This is a genomic window from Pedobacter sp. UC225_65 (assembly GCF_042698365.1).
In the GTDB taxonomy this organism is placed as follows: Bacteria; Bacteroidota; Bacteroidia; order Sphingobacteriales; family Sphingobacteriaceae; genus Pedobacter.
Window position 1 is genome coordinate 3,531,666 of record NZ_CP170550.1, and the last position, 26,605, is coordinate 3,558,270.

Below are 26,605 nucleotides of genomic sequence, written 5' to 3' on the forward strand. Positions count from 1 at the left end.
TTTCTTAAGCGTTTTTAACCAAAATAGACTCCAATACGTTAGCTGCATCTTCACATTTGTCGGTTGCAATTTCTAAGGTCTGTAAAATCTCTTTTTGTTTAATCAATTCTATAGCGTTGGTTTCAAATTCAAACAAACGTGCAATGGCTAAATTACACACGTAATCTGCTTGGTTTTCTGCACTGTTGATCCTTACACAGGCATCAGCAATAACACGGATATTTTTAAAGCTTCTCAACTCTTTAATGGCTTTTTCCAAATCGCCACACATTTCTACAAGCAGTTCGGCTAATTTAACCATGGCATCGCCAATATTGGTTACATTATACAGTTCGATGTTACCTGCAGAAGCATGGATATAATCAGCAATGTCATCAATGGCACTGGCCAAAGAGTGGATATCCTCTCTGTCAAAAGGAGTGATGAAGTTTTTACTTAATTCGATGAAGATGGTATGGGTAATGTCGTCTCCAACATGCTCAAGGCGTTCAACTTCCTTAATGGCTTCTTTTCTTTTTTCTAGGTCATTAGTTGTAACCACAACCAATAAGGCTTCAGAAATTTTTAAAACATTTGCGCCCGCTTGTTCAAACAGCGGTTGAAATTTCTTGTCTTTAGGTGTAAAGAAGCTAAAAATGCTATTCATATTAAATTAAATATGATGCAAATCTAAAGTTAGTATGTTAAGTTAATGTTAACTCTTTCAACTATTTTAAGAGAATTTATCATTAACTGCCTTTTTGCAAGGTAAATGCAAAGGTAGTACCTATGTTAGGGGTACTACGTACAGAAATGGTTTGCTGATGCGCTTCCAGGATGTGTTTTACAATGGCAAGGCCTAAACCCGTACCTCCTTCTTGGCGCGAACGGTGCGAATCGATCCGGTAAAAACGTTCAAATAATCTTGTCAGGTGTTTTTCTTCAATTCCAATTCCATCGTCAGTTACCTCAATCAGAAACTGGTCGTGTAATTCGAAGATCTTAATGGCGGTAGATCCATTCAGGTTGCCATATTTGATAGAATTTTGAATCAGATTGATCATTACTTGCCTAATTTTTTCCCTATCAGCAAAAACAATAGTAGGGGCGGTATATTTTTCTTTAAAAGAAAGGTTGATCTTATGGGTTAAGGCTCTGTCTTCCAAATTCTCCATCACCTCTTTGGCCAAGACTACAAAATCAAATTTTTCGAAGTTGATCGGAATTTCTCCTGTTTCCAACTTAGAGATCGAATCGAGGTCGTTGATCAGATAGCTTAAGCGTTCTACATTGTTCTCAGCTTTTTTTAAAAACTTCATGGCCATCTCTGGATGATCGATCAGGCAGTCTTGTAAAGTTTCTATATAGCCTTGGATAGCAAAAAGAGGCGTTTTAAATTCATGAGAAACATTGGAAAGGAACTCTCGCCTAAATTGTTCCTGCTTTTTCAACAGGTCAATCTCTTTCTTTTTGGCCCCTGCCCATTCTTTAACCTCTTGTTCTACATCATTGATGGGGTCAGAGCTTACATATTCGCCCAAAGCTTCTTTTAAATCTTTACCTAGCTTAAGGTTATGGATCAACTTATAGATTAGTTTGATCTTGGTATAGATGTATTTCTCTAAAAGGTAATAGAAAACCAGAAAGCTGGTTACAAATGAAATCCCAAAGAGAGATCAAAAGATAGTACCAGCTACTTTGGAAATGGTAGTTTACCAAGCCGATAGAAAGGCCAACGGCGAGTGCGGTGATCAGAACAAGGACACTTAGCTTCATAAAGCTAATTTACGCTTTTCTAAGTTAAGTAAATGTTAAATTAATTTGGGGTGTGAACAGCTTCTACGCCTTTGCAAGGAACAGCAACGGCTATTTTTTGCCTTCCCATTCTCCATAAAACTGGTCCAGATAGCTCAACATAAATTGATGGCGTTGTGTAGCCATTGTTTTGCCAGCATCAGTTTTCATCAGGTCTTTCAGCAACAGCAGTTTTTCATAAAAATGATTGATTGTTGGGGCTGTAGTATTTTTATACTCTTCCTTGCTCATGTTAAGGTTTGGTTTGATGGCGGATCATACAATACCCTATTTTTATAACCTCCATAAGTAAATGCCCTAGCAATGCCAATTGCGCCAATTGCGTCAAGTCTATCGGCATCCTGTACAATGTCCAGTTCTTTAGAAGCAAATGTAATGTGGCCTAAACTTGCTTTGTAAGACAGATTTCTGATGATTTCTTGCACATGTAAAATTACATCGGCCGGTACATTGATGCTTTGCATAAAATCTCCTGCTTTCTGAGGGCCAATCTCTTCATCGCCATTGTTGAACTTGCTATCAGCAATATCATGTAATAGTGCGGCAAGGGCAACTATAAGCTCATCACCTTTTTCTGTGTCATTAATGGTTTGCGCAGTTTTGTATACGCGTTCGATGTGGAACCAATCGTGTCCAGTTTCGGCATTGGCCAAAGTAATTTTAACGAAATTGATGGTTTGGTCGATGATTTTTTGCATAAAGAAATTCTATGCCCGCAAGTTATTGCGAATTTAGCTGTAAACGATCATGTGTTGAAAAGTTATTGAACGAAGGCTCTTTTACTTCTTAAATTGTGTTGGGTCAAAATAGAGCAGCTGTGTTACTTTTACATCTAAAATAAGGGCGATATGAAAAAGCCTATCTAGGGTAAGTTTACTATAGCTCAATTCTATTTTGCTATATGCATTTTGAGAGATCTCTAATTTAGCTGCTAAATAATCTTGGGTGTAGTTTCTGTATTCTCTAATTTTTCTAATGTTGCCTGCCACAACTTTCATTTCCTCTTTTAACTGATCTTTCATAGAATCAATAAGTTAATCATGAAACTATAAACGCAAAAGAAGGGCCAACAGTTTTAGTTAATTTCTGTTTTCAGAAATTTATCCCAATTTGGCTTTCGGACGATCTTCTTCAGCTCTTCTTGTTCCATCGTACAATTCATACTCCAGCATACGACAATCGAGCTTTCCGTTATAGAATTCTATTTTTTTATCAGCTTTTAATCCAATCTTTTTGGCCAGGTCTGGGTTGCCAGTAAAGATATAGCCAAAATAACCCTTGCAATTTTTCTTCATGAAATCACCGATGCGTTTATAGGTCAGTTCTAGTTTAGAATGTACACCCAAACGTTCACCGTATTCTGGGTTAAATACCACAACACCTTTTCCACCTTCAGGAACCTGCGTTTCTTCAAAATCACAAACTTCAAAAGTAATCAATGTATCTACACCGGCAGTTTTCGCATTTTTGCGACTTACGTCTACAGCATCTTCAGAAATGTCGGTGGCAATGATCTGAAGGTCGGCATTTTTGATAACTTGGTCTTTTAAGATTCTGCGTTCGGTAAAGAACACTTCTTCGTCATAGCCCATAATGTGCATGAAACCGTAGTTCATCCTGAACAGACCAGGTCTGCGGTTGGTGGCCAATAATGCAGCTTCGATGGCTAATGTTCCAGAACCACACATCGGGTTAACAAACGGAGATTTTTGGTCCCATTGTGTAGCCAAGATTACGCTGGTAGCCAAAGCTTCCAACATTGGCGCTTTTCCAGGGATTTTGCGGTAACCATGTTTGGCCAAAGTTTCGCCACTGGTATCTAAAAACACATCTGCTTCATCATCCTTCCAGTAGAGATGTACTACTGTTTTATTGGCATCTGCACCAGAATTTGGACGGATACCTTTTTTGTCTTTAATTCGGTCTACAATGGCATCCTTTACCTTTAGATTGGCAAAAAGCGGCGTGGTGATCGTTGGATTGTCTACATTCGATGTCACCGAAAAATAGCCCGAAAAATCAATCAGTTCTTCCCATTCCATGGCTACTAAAGCCGTGTAAAGTTCATCAGGAGTGTTGGCTTTAAAGCTGTTTATACAGTAGAGAGTACTGGCTGGCACATCTTAGATTAAGGTTAAGCTTGATACACTCGGTTAAAGTGATATTCAACTCAACTCCCGTTGGGAAAGCCCTTACAATATCATAGCCTAAAGCTACAACCTCATCTTGTAAATAAGGAGAAAGCCTTTTGTTGCAGGTAATGATTACCTTGCTTTTGGTTTGGAAAACTTGCATCATATTAAAGGCAAAGTTACCAATAAAAAAAGAGATTTAATTTGAAGGATGATTATACGCTAATTAAAACGATAATAATTTCTTCATGATAGAATTAATTAACGGCACTGGGTGTGGAAAACTTGATGTGGATGAAGCATAGATTTCTCAATAAAAATTGAGAGATTTGGTTTGATAGTATAATTATAAGTATTGAAATGGAAATTAAAGGCAAGGTGCACGAAATTGGTGCGGTACAACAGGTAAGTGATACGTTTAAAAAACGTGATTTAATTATAGAATACGCAGAAAATCCTACTTACCCTGAATATATCAGGTTTGAGGCTTTACAAGATAAAACAGCTTTGTTCGATACTTTAAAAGCAGGTGATGAAGTAGAAGTTTCCTTCAATTTACGCGGTCGCCCGTGGACAAACAAAGAAGGAGTGACCTCTTATTTCAATAGTTTGGTGGTTTGGCGTTTAACTGCATTGACCAATACGGCAGGCGCTGCAGCAGCTCCACAATATGCTGCTCCAGTAGATTTGAACGCACCAGCAGGTGAAGAAGATGATCTACCGTTTTAAGTAGTCTTTTAGGAAAACAAATTTATAAATCTAAGCCATTCTGATGTTCGGAATGGCTTTTTTGGTGTTTAATTGGTTGGTTTATATTGTGTTAAAAAGTGTTAAAACCAACGGAGTTGCTTATTAATCATTTATTTTTGAATAGCTAAAATGAAAAAAAGAAGCCTCTGGTTGATCACGGCCCTAATGACCTTCGCATTGCTAGGTGTTTTTGTAATGCAATTGTATTACATCAGGGAATCTTATAAGCTAAATTCCAAGTTATTTGAGCAAAATGTAAACCAGGCGTTGAACGCCGTGGTGAATAAAGTCCAAGCCCTAAACGCCGTAGATCATATTGGCAAAAAAGATCTGGATTTTAAGCTGCAACGCAAGCAGAGCGACTTAGACAGGGCCCAAGAATACGTAGAGTTAAGAGAAAAATTTAAAGAAGAAGAAGAGAAAAGGAAACGTGAGAACTTCCGCCAGATTGTGGATGCCCTTAATTATCAGGATACATTAGTTAAAATGAACTTTGGCGATGGTGTGGATCCTTTCGGAAGAAGAGTATAACAACTTGCCTAATCTTTTGCATTCAGGTGTTTCGTTGATCACAAGAGATATCAAAGATAAAAATGGGAACTTGATGCGGACGATTGCCCTAAATTACGATCCAAATAGGGCCAAAACTTTTAATCTATCCCCTACCAGTTTGCCAGATAGCATCAGGTACCTCGTGTTAGATCCTAGAAATGGATTACCGTTAACAGTTTCTGTACCAACAGTAGATAATACGCTGACCAAAAAGTTCAAGATCGAAGACGCCATTGCCCATAGAAGATATAAACAAGCCTTGACTGAGCTGAATGCCGATACAGCGAGGCTATTGGATGATGGAAGTGTGAGCGTGCTGCAGGCAGCAGCTAAGGAGATGGCAGATAAGGATGTGCCGTTGGCAGATCGCATACCAAGTAGCGATAAATTAGACACCCTGATCAAAAGAGAATTATTGAACAAGGGTATCAATCTCAGCTATGATTTTTGGGTCAAATTGGCAAAGAAGGATTCTATATTATATAAAAATGTGTCTCATGTTGACGAGGAAGTATTACCAAAAAATATCTATGGTTTTACATTATTCAATAAGGATATCATCAGAGACCCAGGTATACTTTATGTTTATTTTCCGCAAAAGAACTCCTTGTTGTTAGATAATATATTTGCCACAATGGCCTCGTCGGCAGCTTTGCTGTTGGTCCTTATCTTTATCTTCACTTATACAATCTATGCCATCATCAGACAGAAAAAACTGTCAGAAATGAAGACAGATTTTATCAATAACATGACCCACGAGTTTAAGACGCCTGTGGCAACGATCATGATCGCCAGCGAGGCTTTGAAGGATCCAGAAATTGTAGAAGATAAAAATAGGATCAATCGTTTGGCAGGTATCATCTATGATGAAAATGTGCGTTTGGGCAACCACATCGAGCGTGTACTTAGTGTTGCCCGCTTAGATAAAAAAGAAATCAAGTTAGAGCAGGGCCCAGTTAATATGAATGACCTGATTACGGCTGTTGTAGATAGCATGAGCTTGCAGCTGCAGAAAAAGGGGGCCGAAATTACGCTTCATCTAAATGCAGAACAGGATATCATTATGGGTGATGAATTGCATTTGTCCAATGTAATCTACAACCTGATTGATAATGCAAATAAATATAGTTTAGACGCTCCCAAAATAATAATCAGTACAAAAAGTACCACTAAAAATCTTTGTATCGAAATCAGCGATGAAGGTATTGGACTTACAAAAGAACAGACCAAACGCATTTTTGATCAATTTTATAGGGTGCCAACAGGTAACTTGCATGATGTAAAAGGTTTTGGATTGGGGTTGAACTATGTGCAAGATATTGTTACTCAAATGAATGGGAGTATTAAAGTGCATAGTGAAAAGGATAGAGGAACAACATTTGAGGTTACCTTACCGTTTAAGCAAAACAACTAATTAACACACACATGAAGAAAATCTTACTGGTAGAAGACGACCCTAACTTGGGGCTGTTATTGCAAGATTACTTGCAGCTAAAAGGCAAGTTCGATGTTGTATTGAGTACTGATGGTGAAGAAGGTTTGAAGGCCTTTTCTAAACAAAGCTTTGATCTCTGCATCTTGGATGTAATGATGCCCAAAAAGGATGGTTTTACGTTAGGCAAGGAGATTAGGAAGATCAATCAGGAAGTTCCCATTATCTTTGCTACGGCAAAGGCCATGATGGAAGATAAAGCTTCTGCCTATGATCTTGGTGGGGATGATTATATTACCAAACCCTTTCGCATAGAAGAGTTGTTGCTGCGGATCAATGCCTTACTGAAAAGAGTGGCCACCAAAGAAAATCCGGTACATGAACCTGAACAGACCCAGTTTGAGATTGGTAAATATAATTTTGACTATACTACTCAATTGATTCATTTTAATGGGAAACAACAAAAACTTTCTACAAAGGAAGCAGAGCTTTTACAGTTATTGTGTTTAAAGAAAAATACGGTTTTGACCAGAGAAGAAGCATTGTTGAGCATTTGGCACGATGACAACTATTTTAACGGTCGCAGTATGGATGTATTCTTGAGCAAATTGCGCAAATACCTTAAAGAAGATCCAAAAGTAGAGATTTTAAATGTACATGGGAAAGGTTATAAACTGCTCGTGAACTAAACAAGCTTTTAATTTATAATAGGCAAAAAGAAAGCCCCAGATGATTAGTCTGGGGCTTTCTTTTTAGTTTTGGTATTACAACAAGAATGCTTTTAATGCATCTTGGGCATATTCTCCCCAATCCTTTAACGCCGCTTTTAAAGTGGTGATCAATTGTTTATTGTCGACCGGTTTGCCTTTTATTGGCGCTTTTAGTTTGTCATCTGTTACAGGTTGGTCCAATACAGAAGTAGCGAACCAGGTTACGTGTTCATAAGGTAAGGCTACTCCTAATATCATTCCTGGTAGACCTGTAAATGATTCAGGGCCGCCAGAAACGGGTATTTGATCGGTATAAAATGCCACTACATAAATAGAATCCATGATCAAGGCATTGGCTCTACGACAGTCGTATCCGGCAATGTTTCGGATCTCGTTGGTAATTTTCCAGTTGATCTTACGGGTACTGTCTTTTACCAGATAGGTCTCTTCATACACCTTTTTCTGGCTTATGCTGGTGCCAGCTTCAGTATTAGTAAAAACGGTATTGTTCTGTGTCGATGCGCCAAAATCATCACCCCACATGGTATTGTTTATTGCATCTTTATTTTCAATCGGCTTAAACAATGTTTGGTCTTTGCTAAAGGTAAGCGTGCTTTTTAAGCTTTTGAATTGTGGCTGTGTCTTCTGGTAATTCTCGAGCATGGGTTTCATGTAACTTTCGTTACGTGGCGTGATCTGTTTTTTGATCAATGCATACATGTTTACCCTTTTCTCGTATTCGATAATGCCTTGTGTAGCAAAGCGGGCATTCTGGGCAACTGCTGTTTGTACAGTAAACAACAGCAGACATATAATTATAAATTGGTTTGATTTCATTGCTATTTAGTTTTTAGATACGCCACCCATTTTGTTAAAGTCCCATGTAATTGAGTACATGAAATAACGCCTAATGGTGTTATAACTAGTTTGTGTAATCATGTTCTCTGATGCACTTCTGTTAAAGCCCCTGTTCTGGTTCAAAAGATCGTTTGCAGTGATGCTCATTTTTAGGTTTTCTCCTTTAAAGAAGCTTTTGGTGATGCCAGAGTTCCATATCACCTGACTAAAGCTAGTATTAAGGGTTTCTGTTTTTCCATTATAAGTATACTGCGCATCAGATCTAAGCTGTATTTTGCCAGGGAAGAAAATGGCGAATGAGGCGCTTCCATTAAAATTCCAACCATCATTATTGGACGTTGGACGTAAGGAAAGATTCTGTCTTCTATAGCTTGGCCCTCCATAAAATTGGATTTCGTATTTCTTCTCTACAGATTTATTGATATTGAGGTTCGCACCATAATTGCTGGTGTTTGTTTTGTTCATTTGGCTATTGATGTAGCTATAATTGGTGCCACCATTGGTATTTAGGCTTAAACCTATATAGGTATCAATTGAACTTATTTTTTTGCCCAGATCTAAATATAAACGATAGTTGATAGGTGTCTTGTCTTTCAAGTTGATGGCTTGCGATATAGTTTTACCCGCATCATCGGTAGTGGTATTGTTGATCAATCTGATTGTTTACAAAGCCATAGCTACCACTGATATAAATAGATTGGTTGGTTAATACTTTGTAAGAATTGTAACTGATGTTAAAGCTACTATTGTAAGAAGGTTTAAGGTCGGGGTTACCCAATGGGATGTTTAATGGGTCGTTGTTTACCCGAACAGGTTGCAATTGTTCTACGCTAGGCTGCGAAGTATAACCATAGTAATTAAATCGCAATGACTTTTGTTGTGAAAACCTGTATTGGTAAGTTGCCTGTGGAATCCAATTTAAGAAACTTCTTTTGTATCGGGTATTGGTATAGGCCTCAGATTGGTCAAAACTAACGGCATTGATCTTCGTACCCCAGTTTAGGGTCGTTTTGTTGGTTCTGTAATTAAAAACGGCACCTCCTTGATTGGTAATCTGCGTGGCCTCAAAATCATTACTGAACTCCGAATCCAAGATATCGTATTTGCCCGGAACAGAAGCGTTGTAAGATCTTTTGTCGGCATTGCTATTGTTTAGTCCAAAACCGTAATTGAGCGATAACGAAAGTTTTTTACCTAAAGGCTCGTTGTAGGTAATGTTAGAGTTAAATGAATTGGTTTTGAGTTTGTTGATCTTAAATTGATCGATGTTCTCAATACTGTCTAATTGCCCTGTGGTATTAAAGTATTCATTTTTTGCCTTCAAATAACCTTCATTATCTTTTTCATTTACCATTTGTGCAACCCTGATAGAATAATTTCTTCCAGTTTTCTTTAACTTTTTGGTATAAAATGCCGAGATGTTAAAAATCTGTTCATCGCCGTTGTTGCTCAAGTCTCTGGCAGATTTAGTGATCAAACTATTGTCACCCCTGGTACCAATGCTGCTATAGTTATTGGCTGTTTCATTGTTCTTTAACGTTCCATCAATCATGATCTTTAGATTGGATGTAGTGTCTAATTTGATTTGATAAGTTGCATCAACCTTTTGTCTGAACATGTAATTGTCGGTAAACTGATCTCTGTTGCTATTGATGATGCCTCCTGGCAAAGTGTTTTGGTTAATGGTATTTTTATTGGCCTTTACACTTAATGAACCAATTTTATAATTTAGATTGATTGATTCTTTGTCTTTGTTCCACTTGGTATCATAATGGGCGCCACCATTGTTTGCCCTTGGTATGCCTTCACCATCATATTGACCACCCCAAGAGTCCATATCGTCGCCACCTCCGTAAGAAATCATCATTCCCCCATCAAGAAACTCCATATCTCCACCACCGCCACCGCCAAATCGGTCACTATCGTCCCAGCCAAGGCCTGTTTTATTGGTATTACTTGTAGTGCCGTAAATAGAGAACTTTTGTTTTGCCTTAAACTTGTTGAACATCGCCTGACCTTGATAAAAGCCACTGTTTCCTACGCCCGCATCAATTTTACCGAAGTAACCATTCTTTTTATCCTCCTTTAGTTTGATGTTGATGGTCTGGGTTTTTTGCCCATCGTCAACACCTGTAAAAGTAGCTTGGTCGCTTTTCTTTTCGTATAGCTGTACCTTATCTACCATATCTGCCCTCAGGTTTTTGGTGACCAACGTAGGGTCATCGCCAAAAAATTCTTCCCCATCTACCAATACTTTAGGCACGGCTTTACCCTGTGCGGTAATCTTGCCATCCTTGTCTACTTGAATACCTGGCATTTTTTTCAAGAGATCTTCTACTTTATCGTTGGGCTGTATGGTGTAACTTGCGGCATTGAATTCGGTAGTATCGCCTTTGATTTTAATGGCTGCAACTTTTCCCTTCACAATGATCTCATTCAGCAGCGTGGCTTTGGAGTTCATGCCGATTACCTTAAAATCTATACTGCTATTTACAGAATCCAAAGTAAATGGAGCGACATAATCAACATAGTTAGGGTAGGTAAGTAATAAGATAAAATTACCTTTCTTCATCGGTAGAATAGAGAAGGTTCCATTGGCTGCCGCACGTGTAAATTTGTATAAGGTAGAGTCTTTTGCGTTTAAGATGCTAATGGTGGCATTGTGTAACCGACTGCTACTGGTGGTGTCTGCAACAATTCCTTTTATTGCATAAGGATTTTGTGCAAAAAGAGCACTACTAAAGCATAAGGATAGCAGTAGTGCAAGACATAATGATCTCATTTAGTAAGTTTTGTTTGGTCGGCCGAATATAAAACTAAAATTATAATACTAAAAATATAGTTGTGTTATTTAACACTTAATAACATTATTTAACAAACGCGTGGCAATCAACGGTTTTCATGGTAGATTTGATGTTCCTCTGTTTTTGTAGAAACTATGAAATTATCTTGATTGTAAGCGTTGGTCTTTAAAAGAGAGAAGAGAACAATCGAGAAAACAAATTTAAATACCCTAATTTTACAGCCTATTTGCTTATAAAGAAGAATTGATAAGTCGTACGAAACTTCTTTTAGTTCAAGCTATATTTTTATAAAAAGTAGAATTTGTATAAAGTGAAAGCCGTATATTAAGGAGCCCGTGATCAAAACATACCATGTTACAACCATCAGAAGAACTGCATCCCGCCCAACTTGCTGCTAAATTTATCAATTTAACTTCAAGACATATTTTTCTGACCGGAAAGGCGGGTACGGGTAAAACGACATTTTTGCGTAACCTGATTTCATTAACGCATAAAAAGGCAGTTATTGTTGCCCCAACGGGCATAGCTGCCATTAATGCGGCCGGTGTAACGATCGATTCGCTTTTTCAGTTGCCTTTCGGTACATTTTTGCCTAAAGTGGCGCCAACTACAACTATTGAAGCCTATCAGCATTACCATACGCCAAAATCCATCATCAAACATTTGAACATGAATGCCACAAAACGTCGCATTTTGTTGGACTTGGAGTTATTGGTCATTGATGAAGTAAGTATGCTTAGGGCTGATCTTTTGGATGCTATTGATATGGTTTTACGTTACATCCGTAAAAACAATGCTAATTTTGGTGGTGTACAGCTTTTGTTCATCGGCGACCTTCACCAATTGCCTCCGGTGGTCAAAAATACAGAATGGAATCTGCTCAGCTCGTTCTATAAAAGTGCTTTCTTTTTTGATGCTTTAGCGCTGGAGAAAAATCCGCCAGTATATATTGAACTGGAGAAGACTCTACCGTCAGGCAGACGAAACATTTATCCATTTGTTAAATAACCTGCGCAATAACCAAGTTACCGCGCAAGACATGGCTTTGCTCGAAACCTATTATAGAGAAGACTACCAACCTCAATTAACGGATAATTATATTACCCTGACCACACATAACCACAAAGCGGATACGTTAAACAAAAACAGTTTAAATGAACTCAAGGGCAAGTCTTATTTTTATAGCGCTGTAGTAGAAAAGGAGTTTAGCGAGAGTGCCTATCCGGCAGAAAAAAGTCTCGAGTTAAAGGTTGGCGCTCAAGTTATGTTCATCAAAAATGATCCAACTGGCGAACAACGCTTTTTTAACGGAAAAATAGCTGTGGTGACCAAGCTCAGTAACGATGTGATAGAAGTGCAGGTTGATGGAAGCAGACAGGGCCTGGTAATTGAAAAATACACCTGGAAAAACATCAGGTATACCACCAATAAAACGACCAATGAAATAGAAGAGGAGATTGCAGGCACTTTTACGCAATTTCCACTAAAATTGGCTTGGGCAATTACCGTGCACAAAAGCCAGGGTTTAACCTTTGATAAAGCGATCATTGATATTGGGGATGCTTTTGCCCCGGGACAAATTTATGTGGCGCTTTCCCGATTGCGTTCGCTCGATGGGCTGATCCTCACCTCCTTAATTTCTAACAGAGGGATTAGACAAGACCAAAATGTAACTTATTTTGCAAGGACCAAAGAACAACAGGAAGACCTGAGCATCCAGATCAAAAAAGAAAGTGATGCTTTTTTAAAACATTCGTTATTGCAGAGCTTTAGTTTTACCACCCTAGATAATTATGTGTTTGAACATGTTTTTAGTTATACCAAAGATGAAAAACGTTCTACTAAACAAACACATCTGAAATGGGCCGTTAAAATGCAGCAAGAGCTAATGGCCTTAAAGGTAAATGCAGATAAATTCTTAAAACAGATCGAGCGACTGTTCGTTACTGAAAATGCAGAAAGTTTGGCTTTATTATTAGAGCGCACAGCAGCGGCAGAGAATTATTTTAATCCTCAACTAGAGCAAATCAGCAACTCGATTTTTGAACTCATCGAAATTGTAAAGACAGAAAAACAGACCAAAGAATACCTGGCAGAACTGATTGATATGGAGGCCATGTTTTACGAACAATTTAAAAAGATACGTAAAGCTAAGGCTATGCTTGCGGCGGCCAATAGTGGGGTAGAGTTGACCAAGGAAGATGTGATGGCTTTGTACAATAGTGCAAAAAGAGAAGAACAAGTTAAGCGGGCTTATACATTACCAAATAAGGAAGAGTTTAATCCATCTGCTGATGAGTTTTATAGTAGGCCAAAAGCTGCTAAAAAGCAGAAAGCCCCAGCCCAACCAAAAGTAGATACAAAAGAAGTTACCCTTGCCTTGTTTAAGGAAGGTAAAACACTAGTTGAAATTGCAAGTGAACGAAAAATCACGCAGAGTACGATAGAAGGGCATTTGGCACATTTTGTGGCTAAACAGGAAATACAAGCTAGCGAACTGGTACCAGCTAGAAGATTGGCCGAAATTACCGCAACCATTGTAAAGTTAAAATCTATTAGGTTAAATGAGATCAGAGCGCATTTAGGCAAATCTTATGCTTTTGGAGAGATAAAAATTGCGATTGCAGCTTATCTGGCTGAGGGGAATTAGGTTATGAGTCTAGAGTCGGAAGTCTGATGACCGAAGTCGGGATGTAGAAAGTCGGAAAGTCTGAGGTCTGAAGTTTGAATATTTTGATTCAGATCCAAATGAACCAATGACGAAAGAACCACTAAACAGTTAACCAATTAAACAATTGAGCAATTAAACAATAGGGGCTAAGGTCTTGATGTTGAAGAGTCGGAAAGTCCGAGGTCTGGAGTTTGAATATTGACTCAAATCCAAATGAACCAATGACGAATGAACTAGTAAACAATTGAGTAATTAAACTTCCAACTCCCCATCAAAAACCCTTTCTGCAGGGCCACATAAAAAGACATTGGTAAATTTTGAACCATCATAATCAAAATTGATCTGTAGTTTGCCACCCAAAACCTCAATAGGTGTTTGGATATGTCCCGCTTCTTTTTGTTGTGCCATGGCCATGGCCACCGCTGTTACTCCTGTTCCGCAGGCATAGGTCTCATCTTCTACGCCACGTTCAAAAGTGCGCACAAAAAGATGGTCGCCTTTATCTTCTACAAAATTTACATTGATTCCGTTTTGTTGATAGGTTGCATTGTTACGAATCGCTTTTCCGGTGGTAAATACATCCAGTTCGGCTAAATTTTGAACTTTCTCTACATAATGAGGAGAACCTGTGTTCAAAACAAATGCTTCACCATCTTTTGTAATGGTAGCCACGTCAATCATCTGCAGCTCAACCCAATTCCCTTCGGCTGTAATTTTGGCATAATGCGGACCATCAACTGCCAAAAAATTGGTTTCACTGTCAATTATGCCTAGGTGTTTGGCAAAAGCAACGATGCAACGTCCACCATTGCCACACATGCTGCCAACATTTCCATCCGCATTGTAATAGACCATTTCAAAATCGTAGTCTGCATGTTTGGTCAAAAACATCAATCCATCACCCCCAATACCAAAACGACGATTACAGAGCTTGGCTATCAGCTCATTATCAATGTTTTTTAACGGGCTCATGGTATGGTCTATCAAAATAAAGTCATTGCCTGCGCCTTGGTATTTTGAGAATTTGATGTTCATTATTTCTTCATTTAAGAATAAAATATTTGTTTGCTGAAAATGGAAAATCTAAAGCTAAATTTGATTTAACATTTTTTAACACAAAATCAGATGTGTTACACGTGCAAATATCGTTTATATGGTATTAAATTTGAGTAAGTCATTCGTAAAAAGATAAATAAATAATATAAACAATGAAAAAAATAGGATTAATAGTGTTTGCTGCCTTTTTAGGAGGAGCAGTTGCAATTGGCGCTTATAAACTATTAGAGCGCAACAATGATGGCTTTTCATTAACAGAAAAGCAAAACATGATGTTTGCCAGTAACCCAGTTAAAATTTCATCTGCAGGATCAGTAGATTTTGTACAAGCTGCAGCTGCGGTTTCGCCAGCGGTAGTCCATATCAAGACCACCTATAATGCCAAAGCTTCTAATGATAGCGGTAGTGGCATGCCAGATATGTTTGAACAGTTTTTTGGTGGCGGTAGCGGCAGAAGACCACGAGTGCCAAGTGCAGCTTCAGGATCTGGTGTAATTTTAACAGCTGATGGTTATATCGTAACCAATAACCACGTAGTAGACAATGCTGATAAAATTGAAGTGATCTTGTCTAACAGACGTAAAGTTACCGCTAAAGTAATTGGTAAAGATGCCAATACAGACTTGGCTTTGATCAAAGTTGATGTTACAGGTTTGCCATTTGTAAAAATGGGTAACTCTGATAATGTGCAGGTTGGAGAATGGGTATTGGCTGTTGGTTTCCCTTTAGATCTACAAACTACAGTTACTGCGGGTATTGTAAGTGCAAAAGCAAGAAATATTGGGATCTTGAATAGAGAAAACCAATCTATGACCCAAGAAGAGTGGATGGAAATGCAACGTACAGGCAAAAGACCAGAACGTCCGGCAAATACAGCCATCGAATCTTACATCCAAACTGATGCGGCCATCAATCCAGGAAATAGTGGGGGAGCTTTGGTGAATGCCAATGGAGAATTGGTAGGTATCAATGCGGCTATTGCTTCAGAAACTGGTAGAAACGAAGGTTATGGTTTTGCCATTCCAGTAAATTTGGCCAAAAAGATTTTAGAAGATTTTAAACAATATGGTGTGGTGAAACGTGGCTATATTGGTGTTAGTTTTGCTGCATTAGATGCTGACAAGGCAGAAGAGCTTAAAGTAAAGAGATCAATGGTCTATATGTAAGTAGCGTAATTCCTAATGGTGGAGCAGCTGCTGCAGGAATCAAAGAAGGTGATATCATTAAAAAAGTAGAGGGTGTAGAGATTTATGACTCGCCAGATTTGCAAGAAAAAATCGGACGTATGCGCCCTGGTGATAAAGTAGCTTTGACCGTTTTAAAAAGCGATGGTACAACCAAAAATGTAACTGTAACCTTAAAACCAGAAAGTAATGCAGCCTTGGCTTCTAACTCAACTGCCAACGCAGGCAAGTCTACAGGTGTAAATGCAAGTGCATTAGGTGCTGAGTTTGCGCCAGCTTCTGCTGCGATCAAATCAAAATATGGCATTACAAATGGTGTAGTAGTTACCAAAGTTGAGCCTGGAAAACTATTTGATTATTATGATATTGCTAAAGGTGTGGTGATTACCAAGATCAATGGCAAGGCTGTAAACAGTGTTGAAGAGGTAGAAAAAGCATTGCCAACTTCTAGAGATGGAAAAACAACCATAACCGGAATTAGCGATCGTGGAATTTATACCATTTCATTTCAATAGAAATTAATTAATAATACCTGTTATAACTGGGGGAATGGCATTGTGCTATTCCCCTTTTTTATGCTTAAAATTGAGACTAAAAGCTTCAATTTCATATTGATTTAGACAAATAATAACCAGTTTTTTTTAGAACGTTTCTAAATAGCTTCTTTATTGTGTTTTTATGTCAAGCATTTCTAATTTAAATCATATTTTAAATACTTTTGCACTAACTGAATAAAAAAATAAAAAGCTAATGGGTAGTATCGCAAATGCTTTTTCCTCTTCAATAGGAAAAAAACTAATAATGGGCATCACAGGCCTTTTTCTTATCTCTTTTTTAGTCGTACACTGTTTCTTAAACGCTTTTGTGTTCTTTGACAATACAGGTGTATTATTTAATGAAGGGGCACATTTTATGGCCACCAACTGGATCATTCGGGCCATGGAGGTTGTTTTGATGGCAGGATTATTACTGCACATTGTTCAAGGTGCACGTTTAACTTTCCAAAATCAAGCGGCAAGACCTGTTAAATATGCCTATAACGATGGCAATGCCAACAGCAAATGGTATTCTCGTTCTATGGGACTATTGGGTACTTTGTTGTTGATCTTCTTGATTGTTCACCTGAGCCAATTCTGGACAGTTTCTCGTTTTACTGGTATCCCTACCATTGATGCGAACGGACACGAAGATCTATATGCGGTAATGAAAGAAACCTTCTCTAACATTGGATGGGTGATTTTGTACGTATTGTCGATGATTTCTTTAGGTTATCACTTGTTACATGGTTTTGCTTCTGCTTTCCAGACTTTAGGTTGGAACCATAAAAAATATACGCCGATCATTAAAGCCATAGGAGTTTGGTTCTCTATCCTTATCCCTTTGATTTTTGCAGCAATGCCGGTTTGGACTATTTAGGTCTTTAAAATAATTTTGAACGAATAAAGCTAAATATAATGTCAGCATTAAATTCAAATATACCAGAAGGAGAATTGACGAGTAAATGGACGAAGTTTAAATCGTCTGTGCCTTTGGTTAACCCTTCAAATAAAAGAAGTTTAGAAGTAATTGTAGTGGGTTCTGGGTTAGCTGGGGCTTCTGCTGCTGCAACCTTGGCCGAAATGGGCTACAAGGTAAAATGCTTCTGTTTTCAAGATTCACCCCGTAGGGCACACTCTATTGCTGCACAGGGTGGTATCAATGCCGCAAAGAATTATCAAAATGATGGGGATAGTACCTATCGTTTATTTTACGATACCATCAAAGGTGGAGATTACCGTGCCCGCGAAGCCAACGTACACCGTTTGGCAGAAGTAAGTGCAAACATCATTGATCAGTGTGTGGCTCAAGGTGTGCCATTGGCCAGAGAATATGGGGGTTTGTTAGACAACCGTTCTTTTGGGGGTACGCAGGTGCAAAGAACATTTTATGCTGCAGGACAAACCGGTCAACAATTGTTGTTAGGTGCCTATAGCGCTTTAGAACGTCAGATTGGAATGGGTAAAGTAGAGATGTTTACCCGTCATGAAATGTTGGAAGTTGTTAAAATTGATGGTAAGGCCCGTGGGATCATTGCCCGTAACTTGATTACTGGTGAGTTGGAACGTCACTTTGGTCATGCTGTGGTTTTAGGAACTGGAGGTTACGGAAACGTATTCTACCTTTCTACCAATGCGATGGGAAGTAACGTAACTGCAGCTTGGAAAGCAAATAAACAAGGTGCTTTTTTTGCAAATCCATGTTACACGCAGATTCACCCAACTTGTATCCCAGTTTCTGGTGATCACCAATCTAAACTAACCCTAATGTCTGAGTCGTTGCGTAACGATGGAAGAATCTGGGTACCTAAAAAGAAAGACGATACCCGTAAAGCTTCAGAAATTCCTGAAGACGAAAGAGATTATTACCTAGAACGTCGTTATCCTGCTTTTGGTAACTTGGTGCCTCGTGATGTGGCTTCGAGAGCTGCCAAAGAGCGTTGTGATGCCGGTTATGGTGTAGGTGCTTCTAAATTGGCCGTTTACCTAGATTTTAAAGCCAATACCGAACGTTATGGTAAAATAGAAGCTTCTAAAGCAGGTAACCACAATCCTGATAAAGAAACTTGTATGCGTTTGGGTACAGAGGTCGATCAAAGAGAAATATGGTAACCTATTTGATATGTATGCACAGATTACTGGTGAAAACCCATACGAAATGCCAATGCGAATCTATCCAGCAGTTCACTATACAATGGGTGGTTTATGGGTTGATTATAACTTGATGACAACTGTTCCTGGTTTATACTGTACCGGAGAGGCCAACTTCTCAGACCATGGTGCCAACCGTTTAGGTGCATCTGCATTGATGCAAGGTTTGGCTGATGGTTATTTCGTGTTGCCATATACCATTGGTGCTTATCTATCAAAAGAGATTTCTGTAAAAGCAATTCCAACAGACCATCCTGCATTTGTAGAAGCAGAAGCGAAAGCCAAAGGAATTTTAGATACGTTGATCGGTATTAAAGGAACCAAATCTGTTGATCATTTCCACAAAAAATTAGGTTTGATCATGTGGGAGAAATGTGGAATGGCCCGTAATGCTGAAGGACTAAGATCAGCCATTGCTGAAATCCAACAATTGAAAAAAGACTTCTGGAGCGATGTTCGTGTACCAGGAGAGTCGAATGAATATAACCCTGAACTAGAGAAAGCAGGCCGTGTAGCAGATTTCATCGAATTAGGTGAATTGATGTGTATGGATGCTTTAAATCGTAATGAAAGCTGTGGAGGACACTTTAGAGAAGAGTACCAGACAGAAGAAGGCGAAGCTTTACGTGATGATGAAAATTATGCTTACGTAGCGGCTTGGGAGAATAAAGGAGACGGAACTTTTGAGCTTCATAAAGAAGAGTTGAAGTTTGAAAATATTAAGATAGCACAAAGAAGTTATAAATAAGATGTGAGTAGAGAGATATGAGATACGAGAATGGGAGAAATTAGTACTCCAGTCTCAGATCTCACTTCTCAGGTCTCCCATCTCAAATCTCAATACCATGAGTAAAGGAAATATGAACTTAACGCTAAAAGTTTGGCGTCAGAAGAACAACAATACTAAAGGAACACTTGTAGATTACAAAGTGTCGGATATCTCTCCAGATATGTCTTTTTTAGAGATGTTCGATGTTTTAAACGAGGGACCTGATTACGAAAGGTGATGAGCCGATTGTATTTGACCACGACTGTCGTGAAGGTATTTGCGGAATGTGTTCGATGTTCATCAATGGACGTCCACACGGGCCAAAAGATGCTGTAACTACCTGTCAGTTGCACATGCGTTCTTTTAAAGATGGAGATACCATCGTAGTTGAGCCATGGAGAGCAAAGGCATTTCCGGTAATCAAAGATTTAACGGTAGATAGGTCTGCATTTGACCGTGTTATTGCGGCAGGAGGCTTTATTTCGGTTAACACAGGTAATGCACAAGATGCCAACAATCTTCCAATTCCTAAGGCACAAGCTGATGCAGCATTTGAAGCAGCAGCCTGTATCGGTTGTGGAGCTTGTGTAGCTACTTGTAAAAATGCTTCGGCGATGTTATTTGTTTCTGCGAAGATTTCTCAATTGGCTTTATTGCCACAAGGACAGCCTGAGCGTTACAAACGTGTGCAGAACATGGTAGCGCAGATGGATGCAGAAGGTTTTGGTAACTGTACCAATACTGGTGCTTGCGAAGCTGAATGTCCTAAAGGGATTTCGCTTGAGAATATTGCCCGTATGAACAGGGATTATTACTCAGCTAAGTTCATCAGCGAAGAAGAAGGATAAGCTCAACGATCAGTCCACAGTTTTCAGTTGCAGATCAACAACTGAAAGCGATAAAGTTGATTTGTTTTTAAACGATTAATTGATTAGATTTAACTATCCGAGACAAAGGAGACTAAACAATAAAAAACCCCGACCATTTTGGTTGGGGTTTTTTGTAGAGTATTAATTTTGCTTAAAATTATGCTAGCTTTTTAATGAAAATTTGATTGGAATATTCATCTTAACACGTACTGGTTTTCCGTCAATTTTAGCTGGAGCCCATTTTTTTGTGCTTTTTAAAGCCACAATCGCTGCTTCGGTCAATCCCGATCCCAAATCTTTATCGGGCGAGATATTACCTATAGCTCCATTCTTTTCAATGATAAAAGACAAGACTACTGTACCCTGTACATTCTTTTTAGATGCAGCTTCAGGATAATTAACATTATTAAAAACCGTTTTATAAAACTGCTCAACACCACCAGGATAAGTAGGAGGGTTTTTTAACTTCTGAAATTCATAAAATTTTGCATCAGTTTTGGTTGCAGTTGATTTTTCTTGTGCATGTACCATTTCGTTTTGACATAACACGAGCATTAACACCGCAAATAGCGATGAGAAAAACATTTTTTTCATGTGGTTTTGGTTTAGGGTTTGTTTATTTGTTTAGCTTCTTTTTTGGTGGTAATGATAACCACACCATTTTTTGCACTATCTCCATATGTAGCAAAAGCTGATGCATTTCTTAGGATGGTAATATGTTCGATCTTGTCTGGTTTAATTGTGTTTATGTCGTCAACTAGTTCATCATCAATAATGTATATCGGACTATTGGTTTTGTCGGAAGATCCATTCCATTTCATGGCCAACGTCTTCTTTTGAGGAGTACTATCTGCATCTTTTGTATGCATTATAATTACACCATTCTTTCCTTTATCACCATACAAGGCAAAAGCCGAGGCATCCTTTAGAATGGTGATATGTTTGATTTTGTCTGGTGAAATTGTATTTATATTATCCACCACTTCATCATCAACAATGTAGAGCGGGTCATTGGTCTTAGTAGCGGCCCCATTCCATTTAATGGTCATGTTAAATTTTTGAGGGGAATCAGTATTTTCTTCTTTTGTATCAATAACAATTACCCCATTTTTAGCTTGATCGCCATAATCCGCAATAGCAGATAAGCCTCTTAAAATAGTCACACCCTTGATGTTCTTTGTATCTATCGTATTGCTTTCAAAGCTATCAAGTATTCTGCCATCTAAAACTACCAATGGATCAACAGAAGGATTATGGTTTTTTGATCTCAAGGCAATGGCCTTACTGTTTTCATAAACAATAGTAGCTGGAGCAGTAACGGTTATCTTTTTTAGTGCAATATAACCTTGAGGTATCTTAATGTCCTTATTGATCAGCTCAGCCTTGCTCTGGTCAATTAGAAACGAGGTCGTTAGTGCATATTTACCAATCTTTAAACTTTTAAGGTTTGGATAAGAGAGGATGGCATTTACAATAGCGATATCTAAGCCAAGGCCAAGTGCAGCTTCAACTTTTACATTTTTAAGTTGACCTCCTGTAGCAATGGTAAACAATACCAAGCTATTTCCCTGCAGGTCGGCAGCTATCGCTTTTTGGTCGTAAATAGCTCCATTAAGCACATGTTTATAAAAAGCTTCCCAAGGATTGGTATTGTTAACATCCTGGCGTCCGGTATCAGCTTTTACATTTTGTAATGAAGCCGACAACAGCAGAGTAATTACTATTAACGGGATTAGCTTTTTCATGTGGTTTAGTTTTAGGTTTTATTTAAACAGTGTAGCTGATACTCTGGCCTTTTCTGGGTTTTTAGAAGTGATGATAATCGCTCCATTTTCGCCTTTTTTACCATACAAGGCTATGGCGCTTGCTCCTTTTAATACATCTATAGTTTCAATTTTGTTGGCATCAAGTTCTTTTAGGATACCCCCAGTCTCTTTAAGCTCACCGTCAACAATAAATAAAGGCTCTCTATTTGGTCCTTCTGGAAAGTTTTTTAAGCGAATACTGGCAATTACACTTGCTTTACTCTCTCTTTTATTCTGGTCTAGCGCAAACTTGATAGGAATGCTATAATTAACTCTAACTGTTTTGCCATCTTGAACAGCGGGAAGCCATTTGCTTAATTTTAGTACCCTTATTGCTTCCTCGTCAAGACCAAAACCTAATTTACGATCTGTTTTAAGGTTGCTTAGTGAGCCATCTTTTTCTACAATAAAGTTTACTGTTACCGTTCCCTGTATATCATTATCTAAGGCCGCTATCGGATACTTGATTTTTTTATCCAAAAATTGGTTTAGCTTTTGTGTACCGCCTGGAAATACAGGTGGAGCAGAAACAGCCACAAAATTTGATGTAGGTTTCTCTATGGCAACTTCTTCTTTGGGCGCTATGCCTGTAATGGTAATGGCCAATGGAGTATAGCCATCTTGCGTAGTCGCATTTTCGTTCTGCATGGGCGTATCAGCCCCATCCAATTTAAAAGTGGCCTTTAAGCTATAATTGCCATCTTTTTTGATGTAGTCGGTATAGTTCGCAATTGGTTTTAATACTTCTTGATCCAAACCGTAACCCAACTCGTTCTGTACAATGGCATCTGTAATTCTTCCGTTTTTAACAGAGAAATTGATGATTGTATTTCCTTGTATTTTATTCTCTGCAGCATTGACAGGATAAATGATGGAGTTGAAAACATGTTTATAGAAGGGTTCAAGCGCATTTTGGTCAGGTTCATTGCCGCTCTCGGTAGATTCGGTAACCACATCTCCATAAACTAAGGTCTGTTGCGGTACACGATCCGCTTTTGGAGGAGGAGGGTAGATGAAATCTACCACCTCTAAAGGTGTTGCCAATACTTCTTTTACAAAAGATCTGGCTGTAATTGATGATATCTTATCGGCCATGCCCAGAATTTTATCGTTTTTACGGATAGTGGCCGATGATAACACTAAAGTAAGCGCAAAAAGAGGCACAAATAATCCATATTTTAAGATGGCCACCTTTTTGGAGCGCTGTTTATGCAGCATAAAAATTCTTTTCTTGATCAATGATTTAGTGAAAAAACCATTGGTTAAAGAATTTGGTCTTACGCCAAATGCCTGGCTGAGCAATAACATGGCATATTCTTCTTTGTCACCTTGAAATTTTGCAGCAGCTTCATCTGCAAGGTATTCATGGATGTTTTTTATGGTGTTTTTATAGGCGTAAATGATTGGATTGAACCAAGTAATGATGCCTAAAAATTCAAAAAATAGAACATCCAACGTATGTAATTGCTTTACGTGGATATCTTCGTGTAGATGAACCGTTGCCGACTCTGGTAGATTGTTGGAAATGACCTTCTTGTTTAAAAAAGAGAAGGCCATGCCATTGCCAATGGTTTTTAATAAGCGCCTAACAGCAACCAATTGAAAAATGAATCGGCCTAAGCAAAACAATATCCCTAGCAGATAGATAAAAACAATCAAATTACCCCAGTTAAATTTTTCTGTAGTGTCTTTTACAACAGTAGCCTGTGTAACCAAAGTATTCAATTGGTCTACACTGGTATAGATGTGTTGTGTTACTTCTTGTTTATTGAACCATTCGAACCGCAAAAAAGGAATGGCCAATGATAGCACACCAGATGCGATTAAATAAATGCGGTTTAAAACAAAATAAGTTTCCTTATCTAGCAACAGCTTGTAAAAACAGAAGAAAATAACCAGGTAGATGTTTACCTGCAGGAGATAATGTGCCCAACTCATTTTGGTTTGTTTTTGAATTTATTGATCATTTTTAAAATTTCATCCACATCACCTAAGTCCAATTTTTCTTCTTTCACAAAAAATGAGAACATGCTTTCTACAGAATTTTCGAAATAGCTACCCAATAATTTTTCGGTAGCATGTCTTTTATACTCTTCTCTACTAATTAGGGGATGGTATTTGTGTGCTTTTCCAAAAGCTTCATGGCCAATAAAACCCTTCACTTCTAAAATTCTGATAATGGTAGAAACGGTATTGTAAGCCGGTTTTGGCTCGGGTAAATAATCCATCACCTCTTTTACAAATCCGCTTTCTAGTTGCCACACAATTTGCATGATCTGTTCCTCTGCCTTCGTTAAATCTTTAATTTCCATGATAATTGTTGTTTAGCGCTTTCCTGAGCGTTTTTTATTATTTTATTAGAACTAATTTAGTGTTTGTATACCAAATACTTAGCTAAATCTAAAACTAATCTGTTAGTTTACAAAATATTTCGGGATTTATTTTTACTATATTGAAAAATAAATTTTAAAACATATGAAAATAGCCTTTCATGGTGCTGCCCGTAACGTTACCGGTAGTAAACATTTGATCACTTTACAGAATGGCAAAAAAATATTATTAGACTGTGGCATGTTTCAGGGAATGGGACATGAAACGGAAGAATTAAACGAAAATTTTGGATTTGATGCAGCTGAGGTAGATATTTTGGTGTTATCTCATGCGCACATAGACCATAGTGGATTGATACCCCGTTTAATTGCTCAAGGTTTTAAAGGTGTGATTTATGGAACTCCTGCAACCAAAGAACTCAGTAAGATCTTATTGCTCGATTCGGCCAAGATACAAGCAGGCGACCTAAAATATAAAAACAAGAAGTTACAGCAAAGAGGGTTGCCCTTAGAAAAGGCACTATATGAAGAAGAGGATGTGTTGAAGGCCATGGACTATTTTGTTTCCGTAGACTATCATAACGAAACTAGGTTGATGGAAGGGGTTACCTTACAGTTTATCGATGCTGGACATATCATTGGCAGTGCCTCTGTACACTTAACAATTGTAGAAAACGGGCAGACTACACACTTAAGTTTTAGTGGAGATGTTGGCCAATATGGCGATTTGTTGCTCAGGTCTCCACAAGCATTTCCTCAGGCAGATTATATTTTACTGGAGTCGACCTATGGTGATCGACTGCATAAAGATGCACAACCTACAGAGCAGGCATTTTTAGAGGTGATCTTAAATACCTGTGTTCAAAAAAAGGGGAAAGTGATCATTCCTGCGTTTAGCGTTGGCCGTACACAGGAGCTTTTGTATATTTTAAATAACCTCGATTTGGAAGGGAAACTGCCGCCCATTAAGGTTTATGTAGACAGTCCTTTATCAGCTAAGGCTACGCAGATCATAGAGAACCATGCAGAAGGATACAATGATGAAGTATTGGATGTTTTAAAAGTCGATGACAACCCATTTGATTTCAAGGGTCTACATTATGTTGAAGATTCAGAGGAATCCAAAGCGCTCAATTCAAATCCGGAGCCTTGTATTATTATTTCTGCATCTGGTATGGCAGAGGCGGGACGGGTAAAACACCATATTAAAAATAACATTAGCGACCATAAAAATACCATCTTAATGGTAGGCTATTGTGAACCGAGATCTCTGGGTGGACAGCTAAAAAATGGAGCTAAGGAAGTCAGTATCTATGGAGAGCGTTTTCAGGTAGAGGCAGAAGTGCAGAGCATCCAATCGATGAGTGCACATGGTGATTATGAAGACTTATTAAAGTTTATATCAGGTCAAGATCCAAACAAAGTAAAAAAGATATTCCTGGTTCATGGCGATTATGAGGTACAACAGGTTTTTAGAGAAAAATTATTGGCTAAAGGGTTTAAAGATGTAGAAATCCCAGATAGACATCAGGAATTTACACTTAGTTAATTGGTCGGTTTAAATATTGATTAACTGGTGTTTGATGGCATAGACCACTAGACCTGTTCTTGACTTGATGTTAAGTTTACTAAATAGCGATTCGCGGTAATTATCTACCGTACGTGGACTGACATTCATTAAAGAAGCAATTTCCTTGTACGTAAGCTCCGTGCTACAGTATTGTAGAAAAACAAGCTCACGCTCGGTAAAAATGGGCTTGGTTTGAGTTTGTTTTAAGGAAACCAACAAACGACCAGAAACAAGTTCATTGATGTAGAAACCTTTGTCAATCATGGTTTTAATGGCCAACAAAAGATCACTTGGTTTAGATTCCTTAACCATATAACCACCCGCACCGGCTTTTAACATATCGATCATCTCTTTTTCTTGGTCAAACATGCTCAAAGCAAGTATATGTATTTTGGGATAATGCTCTTTTAGCCATTTGGTACTTTCATAACCATCCATTAATGGCATATTGATATCCATTAAAACGAGCTGTGTGTGAGGGTGGTTTTTAATTTTTTCTTTGAGGTCAATTCCGTTGTTGGCCTCAAATTCGACTGTTATTTCCTCAAATTCTGCTAAAAGGCTAGCCAGTCCTGAGCGGAAAAGTGTGTGGTCATCAACAATGGCAATAGATATAGTAGGTGTTTCCATGG

21 protein-coding genes and 5 pseudogenes are annotated in these 26,605 nt (G+C 38.3%); 12 read left to right on the forward strand and 14 right to left on the reverse strand.

Annotation, left to right across the window (positions count from 1 at the left end; genetic code table 11):
* Nucleotides 1–4 precede the first annotated feature (4 nt).
* From ACFJIZ_RS18595 to ACFJIZ_RS18615, 5 genes and pseudogenes are all read right to left on the reverse strand, one after another.
* Nucleotides 5–646, reverse strand: a complete 642-nt coding sequence (locus tag ACFJIZ_RS18595) for a DUF47 domain-containing protein (protein ID WP_379087494.1) — start codon at nucleotides 644–646, stop codon at nucleotides 5–7.
* Nucleotides 647–728: 82 nt separating this feature from the next.
* A pseudogene (locus ACFJIZ_RS18600) lies at nucleotides 729–1,755 on the reverse strand (sensor histidine kinase).
* 90 nt (nucleotides 1,756–1,845) lie between these two features.
* A pseudogene (locus ACFJIZ_RS18605) lies at nucleotides 1,846–2,492 on the reverse strand (HD domain-containing protein).
* An 81-nt stretch (nucleotides 2,493–2,573) separates the two neighbouring features.
* A complete protein-coding gene (locus tag ACFJIZ_RS18610) occupies nucleotides 2,574–2,816 on the reverse strand; it encodes a helix-turn-helix domain-containing protein (RefSeq protein ID WP_379087497.1) in 243 nt (80 codons plus the stop codon).
* A gap of 78 nt (nucleotides 2,817–2,894) precedes the next feature.
* Nucleotides 2,895–4,089, reverse strand: a pseudogene (locus ACFJIZ_RS18615) (class I SAM-dependent RNA methyltransferase).
* Between the two features lie 197 nt (nucleotides 4,090–4,286).
* On the opposite strand from ACFJIZ_RS18615, the gene ACFJIZ_RS18620 reads away from it, so the two are divergent.
* From ACFJIZ_RS18620 to ACFJIZ_RS18635, 4 genes are all read left to right on the forward strand, one after another.
* Nucleotides 4,287–4,655 carry a DUF3127 domain-containing protein gene (locus ACFJIZ_RS18620; protein ID WP_379087500.1) on the forward strand — a complete coding sequence of 123 codons (369 nt, stop codon included), beginning with the start codon at nucleotides 4,287–4,289 and terminating at the stop codon, nucleotides 4,653–4,655.
* Nucleotides 4,656–4,805: 150 nt separating this feature from the next.
* Nucleotides 4,806–5,207, forward strand: a complete 402-nt coding sequence (locus tag ACFJIZ_RS18625) for a hypothetical protein (RefSeq protein WP_379087503.1) — start codon at nucleotides 4,806–4,808, stop codon at nucleotides 5,205–5,207.
* A complete protein-coding gene (locus ACFJIZ_RS18630) occupies nucleotides 5,176–6,642 on the forward strand; it encodes a sensor histidine kinase (RefSeq protein WP_379087506.1) in 1,467 nt (488 codons plus the stop codon). Before ACFJIZ_RS18625 ends, ACFJIZ_RS18630 begins: the two co-directional genes overlap by 32 nt.
* Nucleotides 6,643–6,653: 11 nt before the next feature.
* Nucleotides 6,654–7,349, forward strand: a complete 696-nt coding sequence (locus ACFJIZ_RS18635) for a response regulator transcription factor (protein WP_379087509.1) — start codon at nucleotides 6,654–6,656, stop codon at nucleotides 7,347–7,349.
* 75 nt (nucleotides 7,350–7,424) lie between these two features.
* Here the strand turns inward: ACFJIZ_RS18635 and ACFJIZ_RS18640 are convergent, their stop codons facing one another.
* From ACFJIZ_RS18640 to ACFJIZ_RS18650, 3 genes are read right to left on the reverse strand one after another with little or no spacing between them, the layout of a single operon-like run.
* A complete protein-coding gene (locus ACFJIZ_RS18640) occupies nucleotides 7,425–8,207 on the reverse strand; it encodes a GLPGLI family protein (protein WP_379087512.1) in 783 nt (260 codons plus the stop codon).
* Between the two features lie 6 nt (nucleotides 8,208–8,213).
* A complete protein-coding gene (locus ACFJIZ_RS18645) occupies nucleotides 8,214–8,882 on the reverse strand; it encodes an outer membrane beta-barrel protein (protein WP_379087515.1) in 669 nt (222 codons plus the stop codon).
* The gene (locus ACFJIZ_RS18650; RefSeq protein WP_379087517.1) at nucleotides 8,857–11,010 is read right to left on the reverse strand and encodes an outer membrane beta-barrel protein; all 2,154 of its coding nucleotides are present in this window, start codon (nucleotides 11,008–11,010) and stop codon (nucleotides 8,857–8,859) included. The genes ACFJIZ_RS18645 and ACFJIZ_RS18650 overlap by 26 nt, the downstream gene beginning before the upstream one ends.
* Nucleotides 11,011–11,383: 373 nt before the next feature.
* Here ACFJIZ_RS18650 and ACFJIZ_RS18655 point away from each other — a divergent pair, with 373 nt between their 5' ends.
* On the forward strand, nucleotides 11,384–12,040 hold the full coding sequence (locus ACFJIZ_RS18655; RefSeq protein WP_379087519.1) for an AAA family ATPase: 657 nt from the start codon (nucleotides 11,384–11,386) through the stop codon (nucleotides 12,038–12,040).
* Nucleotides 11,982–13,682: a helix-turn-helix domain-containing protein gene (locus ACFJIZ_RS18660; RefSeq protein ID WP_379087522.1), complete on the forward strand. Its 1,701-nt coding sequence runs from the start codon at nucleotides 11,982–11,984 to the stop codon at nucleotides 13,680–13,682. Before ACFJIZ_RS18655 ends, ACFJIZ_RS18660 begins: the two co-directional genes overlap by 59 nt.
* A 273-nt stretch (nucleotides 13,683–13,955) precedes the next feature.
* Here the strand turns inward: ACFJIZ_RS18660 and dapF are convergent, their stop codons facing one another.
* A complete protein-coding gene (dapF, locus tag ACFJIZ_RS18665) occupies nucleotides 13,956–14,738 on the reverse strand; it encodes a diaminopimelate epimerase (protein ID WP_379087525.1) in 783 nt (260 codons plus the stop codon).
* Nucleotides 14,739–14,911: 173 nt separating this feature from the next.
* Here dapF and ACFJIZ_RS18670 point away from each other — a divergent pair, with 173 nt between their 5' ends.
* From ACFJIZ_RS18670 to ACFJIZ_RS18690, 5 genes and pseudogenes are all read left to right on the forward strand, one after another.
* A complete protein-coding gene (locus ACFJIZ_RS18670; protein ID WP_379087527.1) occupies nucleotides 14,912–15,925 on the forward strand; it encodes a S1C family serine protease in 1,014 nt (337 codons plus the stop codon).
* Nucleotides 15,926–15,963: 38 nt separating this feature from the next.
* Nucleotides 15,964–16,458 (forward strand): PDZ domain-containing protein, encoded by a 495-nt coding sequence (locus ACFJIZ_RS18675; protein ID WP_379094120.1) that lies wholly within the window; start codon nucleotides 15,964–15,966, stop codon nucleotides 16,456–16,458.
* 286 nt (nucleotides 16,459–16,744) lie between these two features.
* Nucleotides 16,745–17,359 carry a succinate dehydrogenase cytochrome b subunit gene (locus ACFJIZ_RS18680; protein WP_379087530.1) on the forward strand — a complete coding sequence of 205 codons (615 nt, stop codon included), beginning with the start codon at nucleotides 16,745–16,747 and terminating at the stop codon, nucleotides 17,357–17,359.
* A gap of 38 nt (nucleotides 17,360–17,397) precedes the next feature.
* Nucleotides 17,398–19,378 (forward strand): annotated as a pseudogene (locus ACFJIZ_RS18685) (fumarate reductase/succinate dehydrogenase flavoprotein subunit).
* Nucleotides 19,379–19,475: 97 nt separating this feature from the next.
* Nucleotides 19,476–20,247, forward strand: a pseudogene (locus tag ACFJIZ_RS18690) (succinate dehydrogenase/fumarate reductase iron-sulfur subunit).
* 183 nt (nucleotides 20,248–20,430) lie between these two features.
* Here the strand turns inward: ACFJIZ_RS18690 and ACFJIZ_RS18695 are convergent.
* The 4 genes from ACFJIZ_RS18695 to ACFJIZ_RS18710 are packed head-to-tail and all read right to left on the reverse strand — an operon-like array spanning nucleotide 20,431 to nucleotide 24,385.
* On the reverse strand, nucleotides 20,431–20,862 hold the full coding sequence (locus tag ACFJIZ_RS18695) for an energy transducer TonB (RefSeq protein ID WP_379087533.1): 432 nt from the start codon (nucleotides 20,860–20,862) through the stop codon (nucleotides 20,431–20,433).
* Between the two features lie 11 nt (nucleotides 20,863–20,873).
* The gene (locus ACFJIZ_RS18700) at nucleotides 20,874–22,013 is read right to left on the reverse strand and encodes a hypothetical protein (RefSeq protein WP_379087536.1); all 1,140 of its coding nucleotides are present in this window, start codon (nucleotides 22,011–22,013) and stop codon (nucleotides 20,874–20,876) included.
* Between the two features lie 18 nt (nucleotides 22,014–22,031).
* On the reverse strand, nucleotides 22,032–24,011 hold the full coding sequence (locus ACFJIZ_RS18705; RefSeq protein ID WP_379087539.1) for a TonB family protein: 1,980 nt from the start codon (nucleotides 24,009–24,011) through the stop codon (nucleotides 22,032–22,034).
* Complete coding sequence (locus tag ACFJIZ_RS18710; RefSeq protein WP_379087542.1) at nucleotides 24,008–24,385, reverse strand: BlaI/MecI/CopY family transcriptional regulator; 378 nt, start codon at nucleotides 24,383–24,385, stop codon at nucleotides 24,008–24,010. The genes ACFJIZ_RS18705 and ACFJIZ_RS18710 overlap by 4 nt, the downstream gene beginning before the upstream one ends.
* A 163-nt stretch (nucleotides 24,386–24,548) precedes the next feature.
* Here ACFJIZ_RS18710 and ACFJIZ_RS18715 point away from each other — a divergent pair, with 163 nt between their 5' ends.
* The gene (locus ACFJIZ_RS18715) at nucleotides 24,549–25,952 is read left to right on the forward strand and encodes an MBL fold metallo-hydrolase RNA specificity domain-containing protein (protein ID WP_379087545.1); all 1,404 of its coding nucleotides are present in this window, start codon (nucleotides 24,549–24,551) and stop codon (nucleotides 25,950–25,952) included.
* 9 nt (nucleotides 25,953–25,961) lie between these two features.
* Here ACFJIZ_RS18715 and ACFJIZ_RS18720 read toward each other — a convergent pair whose 3' ends face one another.
* Entirely contained in the window at nucleotides 25,962–26,603 is a 642-nt protein-coding gene (locus tag ACFJIZ_RS18720; protein ID WP_379087548.1) for a response regulator, read from the reverse strand.
* Nucleotides 26,604–26,605: the final 2 nt, after the last annotated feature.